The sequence below is a fragment of the Natrialba sp. INN-245 genome (assembly GCF_009807105.1).
In the GTDB taxonomy this organism is placed as follows: domain Archaea; phylum Halobacteriota; class Halobacteria; order Halobacteriales; family Natrialbaceae; genus Natrarchaeobius; species Natrarchaeobius swarupiae.
The window spans coordinates 203,910-216,002 of sequence record NZ_WUBV01000036.1 but is presented as its reverse complement, the minus strand read 5'-3'; the positions used below and the strand labels follow the sequence as shown (position 1 = coordinate 216,002).

Annotated in this window: 12 protein-coding genes and 1 pseudogene; 4 read left to right on the top strand and 9 right to left on the bottom strand. The window is 66.1% G+C overall.

Annotated elements, in window-relative coordinates:
• Positions 1–6: 6 nt before the first annotated feature.
• The 3 genes from GRS80_RS11545 to GRS80_RS11535 all read right to left on the bottom strand — a co-directional run bounded on the left by GRS80_RS11545 (position 7) and on the right by GRS80_RS11535 (position 2,336).
• Positions 7–510, bottom strand: a complete 504-nt coding sequence (locus GRS80_RS11545; protein WP_343161554.1) for a desampylase — start codon at positions 508–510, stop codon at positions 7–9.
• A gap of 38 nt (positions 511–548) precedes the next feature.
• On the bottom strand, positions 549–1,544 hold the full coding sequence (locus GRS80_RS11540; RefSeq protein ID WP_160047673.1) for an ABC transporter substrate-binding protein: 996 nt from the start codon (positions 1,542–1,544) through the stop codon (positions 549–551).
• Positions 1,545–1,625: 81 nt separating this feature from the next.
• Positions 1,626–2,336 (bottom strand): helix-turn-helix domain-containing protein, encoded by a 711-nt coding sequence (locus GRS80_RS11535; protein WP_160047672.1) that lies wholly within the window; start codon positions 2,334–2,336, stop codon positions 1,626–1,628.
• Positions 2,337–2,419: 83 nt separating this feature from the next.
• Between GRS80_RS11535 and GRS80_RS11530 the strand changes: the two genes are divergently transcribed.
• Entirely contained in the window at positions 2,420–3,832 is a 1,413-nt protein-coding gene (locus GRS80_RS11530) for a cytochrome P450 (protein ID WP_160047671.1), read from the top strand.
• Positions 3,833–3,922: 90 nt separating this feature from the next.
• On the opposite strand, the pseudogene GRS80_RS11525 reads toward GRS80_RS11530, so the two are convergent.
• From GRS80_RS11525 to GRS80_RS11505, 5 genes and pseudogenes are all read right to left on the bottom strand, one after another.
• Positions 3,923–4,312 (bottom strand): annotated as a pseudogene (locus GRS80_RS11525) (hypothetical protein); the annotation flags it as partial.
• An 84-nt stretch (positions 4,313–4,396) separates the two neighbouring features.
• Positions 4,397–4,678 (bottom strand): hypothetical protein, encoded by a 282-nt coding sequence (locus tag GRS80_RS11520; RefSeq protein ID WP_160047669.1) that lies wholly within the window; start codon positions 4,676–4,678, stop codon positions 4,397–4,399.
• A 6-nt stretch (positions 4,679–4,684) separates the two neighbouring features.
• Positions 4,685–5,431, bottom strand: coding sequence for an SDR family oxidoreductase (locus tag GRS80_RS11515; protein ID WP_160047668.1), 747 nt, complete (start codon positions 5,429–5,431; stop codon positions 4,685–4,687).
• Between the two features lie 88 nt (positions 5,432–5,519).
• Positions 5,520–6,125, bottom strand: coding sequence for a metal-dependent hydrolase (locus tag GRS80_RS11510; RefSeq protein WP_160047809.1), 606 nt, complete (start codon positions 6,123–6,125; stop codon positions 5,520–5,522).
• A gap of 59 nt (positions 6,126–6,184) precedes the next feature.
• Positions 6,185–7,756 (bottom strand): carboxypeptidase M32, encoded by a 1,572-nt coding sequence (locus GRS80_RS11505; protein ID WP_160047667.1) that lies wholly within the window; start codon positions 7,754–7,756, stop codon positions 6,185–6,187.
• Between the two features lie 164 nt (positions 7,757–7,920).
• Between GRS80_RS11505 and GRS80_RS11500 the strand changes: the two genes are divergently transcribed.
• Together GRS80_RS11500 and GRS80_RS11495 are read left to right on the top strand one after the other, a co-directional pair.
• Positions 7,921–8,277: a hypothetical protein gene (locus tag GRS80_RS11500; protein ID WP_160047666.1), complete on the top strand. Its 357-nt coding sequence runs from the start codon at positions 7,921–7,923 to the stop codon at positions 8,275–8,277.
• 46 nt (positions 8,278–8,323) lie between these two features.
• Entirely contained in the window at positions 8,324–8,530 is a 207-nt protein-coding gene (locus GRS80_RS11495; RefSeq protein WP_160047665.1) for a zinc ribbon domain-containing protein, read from the top strand.
• Between the two features lie 32 nt (positions 8,531–8,562).
• Here the strand turns inward: GRS80_RS11495 and GRS80_RS11490 are convergent, their stop codons facing one another.
• On the bottom strand, positions 8,563–9,687 hold the full coding sequence (locus GRS80_RS11490) for a M20/M25/M40 family metallo-hydrolase (RefSeq protein ID WP_160047664.1): 1,125 nt from the start codon (positions 9,685–9,687) through the stop codon (positions 8,563–8,565).
• Between the two features lie 375 nt (positions 9,688–10,062).
• Here GRS80_RS11490 and GRS80_RS11485 point away from each other — a divergent pair, with 375 nt between their 5' ends.
• Complete coding sequence (locus tag GRS80_RS11485; protein ID WP_160047663.1) at positions 10,063–12,090, top strand: ATP-binding protein; 2,028 nt, start codon at positions 10,063–10,065, stop codon at positions 12,088–12,090.
• Positions 12,091–12,093 lie beyond the last annotated feature (3 nt).

The window sequence follows — 12,093 nt, the reverse complement described above, 5'->3', positions numbered from 1 at the left end:
GGATATTTACTCGAGGAGGAGTCGCTCGCGTTCGAATCGCCCCCTGGGCTCGGAGCTCGCGTCGTTTCCGGCGTCGACCGGCCGCCAGCGCCAGGACCCGATCTCGAGGGGTTCTAGCGAGACGATCAGGTAGGACCGCTCCGGCCAGGTTGCCTCCGAGACATCGGTCTCACTCGGTTCCGCCGGTCCACGCGGGTGAGAGTGGTAGAAGCCGATGATCTCTTCCCCCCGCTCCTCGAGTTGTTCGAAGATCTGGAATTGCTCCTCGGGGTCGATTCGGTATCGCATTCGAGGTCGGTCGGCGACGTTCTCGGCGGGGTACTGCGATCGAACGCGGCTTCGCCCGTCGGGATCGAACGGTCCGCCGAGAACGCCACAGACCTCGTGAGGTCGCCCGGCACGGGCGCGCTCGAGGATGGCGTCACGAACGGCGTCGGGAACGACGAGTACGGGGCCAGAAACGGCGGCGTCGGCGGGTTCGTCGGGCGAGCGGTGACGCTCCCGGTCGATCGGGCTCGCGCCGGACTCGTCTGGATCGCGATTCGGACTCACGGCTCGGCCCGAGCGTCGCCGTCGCGTCCCTCGAGCGGGCCTCGTCGACCGAGTTCGTCGAACGGACACACCAACTCCCCGTACTCGCCCGACGACGGCGCGATCGACGGGTCGAACGTTTCCGGCCGGACGATCGGCGCGAGCGCCTCGAGCGTCTCCACCAGCCGTGGCCCCGGCCGGTTGAGGTAGTGGTTGCCGTCCATCGCCCAGACCCGTCCCTCGCGGACGGCCGTCAGGTCGGCCCAGCCGTCGCGGTCGGTGAGATCGGTGCGGTTTGCGGCCGTCTGCTCGAGGGAGAACCCGCAGGGGGCGACGATCACGATTTCGGGGTCGTACTCGCGGATCTCCGCCCACTCGCGCGGCCGGGAAGCCTCGCCGACGCCGGCCAGCCCGTACTCGCCGCCGGCCCACTCGACGAGTTCGGCCGTCCAGTGACCGGCGATCATGACCGGATCCGTCCAGTCGAAGATGGCGACCCGCGGCCGGTCGTCGATTCCCGCTCCCTCGGAACCGCGACCCGCGACTCGTTTTCGGATGCGGTCGATCCGCTCCTCGAGGCCGGCACGGACCTCGCGAGCGCGTTCCTCGCGTCCGGCTGCCCGCCCGATCCGTTCGACGTCCGCGAGTACGTCGCCGACGCTGTGGGGATCGGTCGTCAGCACCTCGGGATCGGCCGCGATCTCGTCGACGGCGTCGGCGACGACGGCCTCGTCGACCGCACAGACGTCACACATCCCCTGCGTGACGATCAGCTCCGGCTCGAGTTCCTCGAGCGTCTCGAGGTCGACCTCGTAGACTCCGTCTTCGCCGACCTCGAGCACCTGGCGGTCGATCTCCTCGCTCGAGGCGTCGGCGTCGATTCGTGAGCGAGTGACCGACGGGTTCGACTCGATCCGCGGCGGGAAGTCACACTCGTGGGAGACGCCAACCGGATCGATCCCGAGCGCGACGACGATCTCCGTCGCCGAGGGGAGCATGGTGACGATACGCATGAGTTGGCGTAGGCACCCCGAGGACAAAAACGGCCGGCTCGAGCCACGATCGATCGTCGTCTCGTCTACGAGTGCGGTCAGTCAGGAGTCGGCCGGACCGTCGCTCCTCGTCGACGTTCCAACTGCGCCGCCGTAGCGCTCGAGCACCCACGAGAAAACCGCTCGCTGTGCCCGTCTGAGCGCCACGGACGCGGAGCTCTCGGCACAGCCGAGTTCGGCCGCGACGTCGGCGAGCGTCGCGGTTCGCGGCACGTCGTAGTAACCCAGCTGGAGCGCCGTACTCGCCGCCTCGAGCTGGCGGTCGGTGAGAGTCCCAGCGACTGTCCCCCCGCGGCGATCGTACGTGCCGATCTCCTCGACCGTCGTTTCGACGTCAGCGGGTAGCTCCTCGAGCACCGCCTGCAGGTCCTCACCCTCCCCCACGAGCGTCATGCCCATGGCGGCGTCGTCGTCGAACCGAACCGGCGGAACGACGAGTAGGTTCCGGTCGGCAAACGCCGTGCGCCACGATCGGTCCTCGGGTCGGGTTTCCTGGCACGCCCAGACGTGGAACGATTCCTCGTCGATCGGCGCGATCCGGTAGTCACGGATCGACTCGACGCCCTTGATCACCTCCCGGTAGCGTTCGAGGTCGCCCTCGACGTAGAACAGTTCGTACTCGAGACCCGCCCCCTCCTGAATGTTCCACGTGAGTAGCTCCTCGTACCGGACGGCGTCGTCGTATCGGATGAACTCCTGCATCGGGTGGAGCATCCAGTCGGGCTGGCGAATCCGGACGTCGAGGTACCTCATCGGTGGACATTCGACCTCGAGTATAAAAATACCCTAGGATGTTCGAGGTAATCCGGATCCGCCGAGGGCTCGTCTCACTGAGTATGGCATCAGGATCGTCGGCCACCGACGGAACCGGTCAGGGGATCGACGCGGGCGACGGAAACGAGAGTGATCGTCCGATCGAGGAGTATCCGCTTGCGCCGGCTCCCGCCGGCTACCCAATCGTCGGGAACGCGTTCCAGGTCGTCAACGATCCGTTCGGCTTCTACGACGTCGTTTCGGCACACGGGGACGTCGTCCGATACAGCATCGTGGGGAACACGTTCACCGCGCTGTTACACCCCGACCACGTCGAGCGCGTGCTGGTGTCCGAACACGAACGGTTCGAGCGCTACCTCTTCGCCGACCTCGGCCTCGACATCGGTGCGGAGGGGCTCGTGATGAGCGACGGCGAGCAGTGGCGACGCCAACGTGGCGTGATGCAACCCGTCTTCACCACCGATCGGGTACAGTCGTACGCAGAGACGATGGCGACGTACGCCGACCGGGCGGCGAACCGCTGGGACGACGGCGAGGTGATCGCGGCGAACCGGGAGTTTTCCCGACTCACGCTCCGAATACTGGCCGAAGCGTTGTTCGATCTCGAGGTCGATCCGACGTCGGACGACGAGGCGGTCGTCCGGGCCGCGCGAGCGATCAACGAGCGTGCCGACGCACGGCGACTGTCGACGTTTCTCCCCGAGTGGGTCCCGTCGCTGGCCGACCGGCGCTTCGAGCGAACGATGGACGAGTACAGACGACGGGTCGACGAACTGATCGGCCAGCGGCGAGCGACGGGATCCGACGGCGACGACCTGCTCTCGGTTCTCGTCCGCGCCGGCGGATCGGAAGGAGGCGCGCTCTCGGAGGCGGAGATCCGCGACAATCTCGTCACGCTCCTCTTCGCCGGCCACGAGACGAGTTCGGTCGCGCTCACGTACACGTTCTTGCTCCTCGCCCAGCACGACGACGTCGTCGACGAACTCCGTGCCGAACTCGAGTCGGTCGTCGGTGACGATCGGCCGAGCGCCGAGCACGTCCGGGATCTCGAGTACATCGACGCGGTGATCACGGAAGCGATGCGGCGCTACCCGCCGGTCTACATGTTGTTCCGACGGGCACTCGAGGACGTCGTGATCGGCGGCTACCGGATCCCCGAGGGGACGATTCTCACCCTGCCCCAGTTTCGCATTCACCGCGACGAGCGCTTCTACGACGCACCCGAGGAGTTCAGGCCGGAGCGCTGGACCGACGAGGCCGAAGACGACCGCCCGGAGTACGCCTACTTCCCGTTTGGCGGGGGACCCCGCCACTGCATCGGCATGCGGTTTGCGACCCTCGAGATGACGCTGATCGTCGCAACCCTACTTCGGCGGTTCGATCTGGAACTGCTGAGCGACCCAGATCCGAAGATCTCGCCAACGACGACGTTCGGCCCAGCGGAGGACGTTCGGATCCGACTGCATCGACGGTGACCGAGCGTTCGGGCGAATCGGTCGTGCCCGCCGCTACAGTCCGTCGCCTTTGTCGAACTCGTCCGCGTCGCATCCCCCATCGCTGCCGCCGACGCTTCCTTCCTGGATCTCGATGACGACGCCGTCGTGGTCCGGCGAACGGCCGACCAGACGATTCGTCGCCGACTCGACCTCGCGGTTGACAGACCAGACGAATCGGAGTACGGACTCGAGGTCGTCGCCGGCCCGCCGCGGTCCCTGCCCGCTCGAGAGGGTGCCGAGACTGTGTGCGCCTTCGGGGTGAAGGAACTGGATGGGGTGGTCGTTCGGCACTTCGTGCAAGTCGACGTCGAACGACCAGAGGTACGGCAGTAGTTGGATGGCGTACCCCTTCGGTTTCGGTGCGTACCGACCAGCGGCGGTCGTGACGACGGCAATCGCCGTGGTTCCCGAATCGGTGTCGTAGTAGACGCCCGGAACGCCCGGAATCGAAACTCGCATGCTCGAGTCCAGCGGTGCTCCCGGCCTAACGGTACTGCCGGCAGGACCATCCCCCTTATGCCGGTCCGTCACCCAGTCGTCGGACTAACTCGATTTTCCGACCTCGAGCGTCACCAGGCCGGCCGTTCCGTCCTCGGCCTCGTAGTGGTCCGCCACGTACGCCTCCTCGCAGCGCTCGAGTCGCGATTTCGACAGCCCCTCGAGCGAGTCGAGTGGATCGTCGGTCGCGGATTCGTCGTCGCCAGTCTCCGTCCCGTCGTCGGTCGCGTCGCGGTCGCGCGTTGTGGAGGTACAGCCGGCGATCGTCACGAGCCCACCGCTCCCGAGCGAAAGTAGCTCCCGTCGAAACGCGTTCGACCGGTCCATCGGCGATCAGAAGTTGTCCGCGAACTTGTCCCGCCTGTTGACGTCGAGTTCGCTCACGCTCGAGCCCTCGCGCGTGGCAGCGAAGGCGATGGCGTCGGCGACCTCTTCGGGTTCGCTCGCCTCACCCTCCTCGAAGGCCTCCGCGAACGTCGAGCCGTCGGTCGTCTCGAACTCCGAGCGAACCTCGGCGGGGTTGACGACGGTGACGCCGACCCCCTCGTCGCCGACCTGGGCCGCGACGCTCTTCGCAAATCCTCGTACCCACCACTTCGAGGCGGCGTAAACCGGGTTGAACGAGCGCGGATACTGCCCTGCGAAGCTCCCGACGAAGATCAGGTGACCCTCGCGCTCGCTGACGTAGGGGATCGCCGCCCGCGTCGCGTAGAAGACGCCGTCGACGTTCGTCTCCTGGATCGTCTCGTACTCCTCGGTCGTCATCGCGGCGACGTCGCTGCCCCGCGAGAGCCCCGCGTTGTTCACGAGGACGTCCAGCCCACCGAAGGTCTCGACGGTCTCGTCGATCAACGCGTCGACGTCGTCCTCCGCCCTGACGTCCGTCGGGACCGCCAGTGCGTCGATCCCGTACTCCGCCTCGAGTTCCTCGGCGAGCGTCGAGAGCCGACGCTCGCTCCGTGCCGCGAGTGAGAGATTCGCGCCCTCGGCTGCGAGCTTTCGGGCGGTCGCCGCCCCGATTCCGGCGCTCGCACCGGTGACGATCGCCGTCTGTTCCTGGAGCCGACGGTCGGATGACATGGTCGCCTCCACTTGGGTCCGCCAGCACCGTCGGTGTTTCGCTCCACGCGATAGCGGTCGACGCCAGGTGATCGAGTCGCAGGCAGGATCAGGAGACGAGGTATCGCTCGGGAACGTACCGCCGGAACCGGGACGGGAGCAATCGAGCGCCCCACGTCGCGACGTCCTCGAGGCGCTTTCGGCTGAGGGTGTAGCCGATCGAGACGGCGAGTAAGCCGACGATCAGGAGTTCCCAGCCCCCCTCCAGAACCACCACGAGGGGCAGAGAGATCACTGCCGCGAAGCCGAGGTCGGCCGGCGATCCGTCGTACGGAATCCACCGCCGCGGGGGAACCCACGTTTCGCGGACGTGGTCGTAAACCGCCCGATCGGACGGCGGGTTATCCCACGGTCTGGCGCCGATCCCACAGCTGACGACGTCGCCGACGCAGTGAAGCGTCGCGGCGAGCAGGAACGCGAACAGGCCGAGCGTGAGCGCAGTCGGGGCCACGACCGCCACAGCAAGCGCACCCGCGGCTGCGGCGACTCCGTACACCGGCTGGTGGAGGGTCCGGCGGTGCTCCGCGACGACGTCCAGGTCGGGGACGATACCTCCCAGGGCGCCAGCGGCGAGGGCCGTTGGGCCGTGTTCGGGAACGAGAATCGCGACTGGCAGGGCGACGAACAGCCCGACCAGCGCGTGGGTCGTCACCATCATCGGAGGCGTCTAAGACCTGCTCGAAAATAAGACTCGAGGGTCGAAACGGGAAGAGATCAGGACTCGAGATCGTACAGCGCGCTGTACTTCGCGTCGACGTACTCGAGGAAGTAGTCGGCGGTGAACTCCTCGCCGGTGGCCCGTTCGATCAGTTCCTGGGTCGTGTAGCGTTTCCCGTGGCGGTGGACGTTCTCGCGGAGCCAGCCGTTCAGGTCCTCGAAGTCGCCGTCGCGGATGCGATCGTCTTGCTCTCCGAGTTCGTCTTCGGCGGCGGCGTACAGTTGGGCCGCCAGGACGGAGCCAAGCGAGTACGTCGGGAAGTACCCGAACGAGCCGTGAGACCAGTGGATGTCCTGGAGACAGCCCTCGGCGTCGGTCTCGGGGCGGACGCCGAGGTACTCCTCGTACTTGTCGTTCCACGTCTCGGGGACGTCTTCGACCGCGAGGTCGCCCGAGATCAGGCCGCGTTCGATCTCGAACCGGATGACGATGTGGAGGTGGTAGGTGAGTTCGTCCGCCTCGACGCGGATGAGGTTGTCGTCGTACACCTGGTTTGCCGACTCGTACGCCTCCTCGGGTGTGACGTCCTCGAGTTCGGGGAACCGTTCGCGGGCGACCGGCAAGAACTGCTCCCAGAACGGCCGGGAGCGACCGACGTGGTTCTCCCAGAGCCGGGACTGTGATTCGTGGACCGAGAGGTCTCGGGCCTCGCCGAGTGGCGTTCCGTACGCCTCGTCCGGGAGCCCGAGCGTGTAGTTCGCGTGCCCGAACTCGTGGATCGTCGACGTGATCGAGCCGAGCAGATCCTCGGGTTCGAAGCGCGTCGTGACGCGGGCGTCGAACTGCGTCCCCGAGGAAAACGGGTGCGGTGCGGTGTCGAGCCGACCGCGATCCCAGTCGTAGCCAAGCGAGTCGAGTACGTCGCGTGCGAGTGCCTCCTGATTGTCGTCGTCGAACGTTCCCGCGAACGCGTCGGTCTCGAGGTCGGAGTCGTCAGACTGCGTCCGACTGTCCGAGGCGCGTCGCGCCTCCCTACTGTCGTCGATCGCGTCGATCAGCGGGACGAGTTCGTCGCGGAGCCGCTCGAGGATTTCTTCGGCAGTTTCGAGCTCGATGTAGGGTTCGTACTCCGAAAAGAGGACTTCGTAGGGGTCGGCGTCGGGGTCGATGTGGTGGGCGTACTCCCGTTTGAGCTCGACCAGCTTCTCGAGGACGGGCGCGAAGGTCTCGAAGTCGTCCTCCGCTTTGGCCTGCTTCCACGTGGGGTGGGCGTTGGCGGTGGTCTCGGAGATCTCCTCGACGAGTTCCTGCGGGACGCTGGTCTCTCGGTCGTACTGACGGCGAACCTCGCGGACGACGGCGGCCCGTTCGTCGTCGAGGTCTCGGGCCTCGAGCTCCTCGAGGAGTCGGCCGGTTTCCTCGTCGGTGAGCAGTTCGTGGCTGATCGAGGACAGCGTGGAGAGCTGCTGTGCACGGGCTGGCGTCCCCTCGTCGGGCATGACGACCTCCTGGTCCCACCGCAGGATACCGGCGGCGTTGCCGACGTTGGAGATGCGTTCGACGCGGGTCTCGAACTCGTCGTACACGTCGGACGCCTCCGTCTCGGTCGATGACTGTTCGCTTGCCATTTTTCGGGCCTAGCACGGCGGGCGCTATCAACGTCGTGGTTCCGGAACCGGGGGTCACGGTGCCCGCCTCATTCACCGACGAACTGGTGGTAGACTCGTAGAGAGTCCCCGTCGTCTGGAACTGCAAGCCCTAGACTGTTCGAGCGCGTCGACGTGTTCCCGATATGGTCCTCGCTTCGGCGATCGTCTTCGCGGTCAGTCTGGTACTCGGCGCGCTCGGAATCTACGTCGGCGCACGCGTGATCGTCGGCGCGGGCGATTTCGACCACGCGATCGTCACTGCCCTGATCGGGGCACTCGTCTGGGCAGTGGTCGGTTTCTTCGTCGGCTGGATTCCGTTCCTGGGACCGCTACTCGCGTTGGTCGCGTACGTAGTGATCATCAACGTCCGGTATCCCGCCGACTGGACCGCCGCGGCGATGATCGGCGTCATCGCGTGGGTCACCGTCCTGATCGTGTTGTGGGTCCTCGCAGCACTCGGTCTCACCGGGTTCGGCGCAGTCGGCGTTCCGGGAACGTAGGTCGGCCGGCGAACTATTTTCCGACTCGAGCGACAACGAAGAGACGATGGGGCTCTTCGAGGATCTCGGGCGAAAGGTCGGCAAGTTCACGCACGAGGCGAAACAGGCGGCCGACGAGGGAACCCCCTACGTCTGCCAGAACTGCGGCGAGCGCTTCTATACGGAACAGGAGTCGTGCCCAGAGTGTGGTGGCGGGGCGGTCGTCGAGCGCGAACAGCCGGCCGACGACTCGAGTGAGTCCGACCCCGAGTAGTGCGGTCTTTCCTGCCAGCGTCGCTCGAGCGATCAGGCCGGCCACGACTCCGCGATCGTCCGGTAGGTCTCCCGGCAGCGCTCGAGGACGGCGATCGAGACGCTCTCGTCTCTCGTGTGGGCCTCGCCGGGTTCGGAGGGGCCGACGATCACACACTCCGTCCCGGCCTGGGAGAGCCACCCCGCGTCCGTCGCGTGCGGTTTCGTCACGAGTTCCGGCTTACCGGATTGGCTCTCGCGAGCCGCCTCGAGGACCGACCGGGCGAACGCGTCGTCGTCGCACTGCATCGGCGGCAGGTCCTGATCGACGGCCCACTCGAGGCCGGGAACGTCGGCCAGGATCTCGAGGTCGGCCCGTTCGCCGGGGACGGTCCGCTCGTCGACGGTGAACGAACACCGGTCGGGAACGACGTTGATCGCGGACCCGCCGTCGATCTCGGTGACGGCGACGCTTCCGGCGAGCGTTTCACCGGCCACTTCCACCGACGGGAACTCGAGGTCGCGAACGCGCTCGACGGCCTCGGCCGCGCGGTAGATGGCGTTTTCGCCCGCTTCTGGTTCGCTCGCGTGGGAGGCGACGCCGTGGGCGGTGACGGTGACGCCGCGTCGACCGCGATGGGCGACGACGACATCGGTGACGCCGGGGCTCGAGTAGTTCGTCGATCCCTCGCCGACGACGGCGTGGTCGGGGACGAACCCCTCCTCGATGGCGTGGCGCGCGCCGACGCCGCCGACTTCCTCGCCGACGAGACTCGCGAAGACGAGATCCGCTCCCTCGGGCGGCGTCGCGTCCCGGAAGGCGACCATTGCGGCCGCGACGGCACCTTTCATATCCGCCGCGCCGCGCCCGTAGATCCGCCCATCGCGCTCCTCGACGACGTACTCGCCTGGCTCGGGGGCGTCTCGAATCTGTGAGTCGGCGGGCGGCACGACGTCGTGGTGACCGACGAACGCGAGCGATCGGCGGCCGTCCGATTCGTCTCGAGGGGATCCGTCCGCCCGCTTGCGCGCGAGGACGTTTCCGACGGCGTCTCGAGTTACGCGGGCGGTCGTCTCCTCGCGGAGCCAGCGCTCGATGGCGTCACCGGCGGCCGTCTCGTCGTCGTGGCTCGGCACGGCGACCAGTTCGCGGGTCAACTCGGCGACTGGGTTGCTCATAGTCGTCCATTCGTCCCGATATCCCTGATACTGTCGACAGTGAGATCCGTCCCGATATCCCGACACTGTCGACAGTGAGAGCGGGTTGTCAACTCGCTCCCGGTTCGTTCGAGGGCCTCGAGCGCTCCTTCGAGCGCCTCGAGATCGTGGCACACCTGTTCGGGTAGTGTGTAATCGTTCGAGAGTGAGTCGGGTTTCGAGGCCACTAAGATAATGGCACTGAACACGAGAGAGTATTCGTACGGATGGAAACGTCACACGACAGTCCCGTGACGTCGTCGAGTCACGAGAGCCACGCTTTGCGGTCGGCAACTGGCGACGACGCGAGACGATGACCGAACGCCACGCACGCCCTCGAGTCGAGGTGTCAGATCGGTGAGTCGGTTGCTCGGCGAACCGACCGTCGTCGTCGGCGTCGGCGAATCGGTCCGAGAGCCAGCCCTCCGCGAGATGCTCCTCGACGGGGCCGCCACGGAGGTTCTCCTCGAGGAGACGGGTGCGAGCGCACTCGAGACGATCGACGAGCGCGAGGATATCGGCTGCGTCGTCACCGACCGGTCGCTGTCGGACACGACGGGGATCGACCTCTGTCGCCGGGTCGAACAACTCGAGGCAGATCTCCCCGTCGTCTTCTACGTCGACGAACACGAGGAGGGCCACGGCATCGCTCGACAGGCGCTCAACGCCGGTGCGAGTGGATACTACACGCGGTCAGATTCTGCCGAAACGGTTCGCCGGGCCGTCGACGACGTGATCGATACGTACTCCCGGCGACGGGAAGCCGCCGAAGAGAGCGAGATTTTTACCACGCTGCTCGAGGAGATCGAGACGAACGTCTACGTCAAAGACCGGGAGGGTCGATACGTCCGCGTCGCGTCGGTCCCCGATAACGTCGATCCCGCCGACGCGATCGGGAAAACCGACGTCGAAATCTACGGTGACGCCAACCCGGAGATGGCCCGAAAGACGTACGAGGACGACGTTCGCGTCGTCGAGACCGGCGAACCGATCTACGACCGAGACGAACAGTACGGCGACGGCAAAACGGCCTACGCGATGCGCACGACGAAGGTTCCGTGGATCGGCGACGACGGGACCACGAAGGGCTTGGTCGGCATGACTGTCGACATCACCGAGTTCAAACGGACGGAGCTGGAACTCGAGATCCTCCGCGATCAGTTCGAGAAGTTCTCGACGAACGTCAGACACGACCTCAAGAACCCGCTACAGGTGGCGATGGGACACCTTCAGCTCGCCCGAACGAGTGGGGCCGACGAATCCTTCGACGCCGTACAAGAGTCACTCGAGCGGATCGAAGAGATCGTTACCGACCTCGAGTCGATCGCAAAAGACCTGTCGAGCGCCCCCGAGCGGGGGGCGAACGAACTCGTCGAAATTGCCGACTCGGTGTGGAACGTCCTCTACACGCGCGATGCGACCCTCGAGAACGAGTTGCCGCCCGCTGCAAGCGTCTACACCGCCAAAGAGACGGTTCGGCCGGTTTTCGAGAACCTGTTCAAAAACGCGATCGACCACGGCGAGTCGGACGTGACCGTCCGCGTCGGTCCGCTCGAGGACGGATTCTACGTCGAAGATACTGGCCCTGGAATTCCGGAATCCGAGCGAGAGTCGGTTCTTCAGGCGGGGTACACCACCGAATCGGACGGTAGCGGAATGGGCCTGAGCATCGTCTCGGACGTCTGCGTCCAACGCGGCTGGAGCCTGGAGATCGGCGAGAGCCCCGAAGGCGGTGCTCGCTTCGAGATCACGAACTGTCCGATGGTGCTCGAGCCCATCGCAGACGATCGGTCGGACGTCCACGCTGACAGGGCGCTCGAGCTCACTGACGAGATCGAGGTTGGGACGCTCCAGACCGAGGGCAAAGCGGAGTACGACCCGATAACCGATCGGTGGCCAGTCAGCGCCGACGGCACCAATATCTGGCGTCACTGGAACGACTTCTACTTCGTCCATACGCCCGTCGACGGCCCCGTCAGTATCCGTGGCCGCGTCACCGACATCGAGGAGGTCGACGCGTTCAGCAAGGCCGGGTTCATGATCCGTGACGAACTCGAGGACGCCTCGACGTACGGATTCGTCGGGGCGACGCCCGGATTCGGGACCGAAGTCCTCTGGCGTACCCAGCGTGGTGAGGACGGAACGAGCCAACAGCTCAGAGAGGAATCTCGATCGGAGTGGTTCCGCGTCGACCTTCTGGACGGGTACGTGACGTGTTTCGTCTCCCAGGACGGCCAGGAGTGGACAGCGATCGATCAACGTCGGATCGAGCAGACGACACCGATCCACGTCGGGCTGGTCGTCTGTAGCGTCGTCTCCGGACAGCCGTGTGAGGCGACGTTCGAGGACGTCACCGTCGTCGAACTCGAGCGGACCGTCGAGTAACGG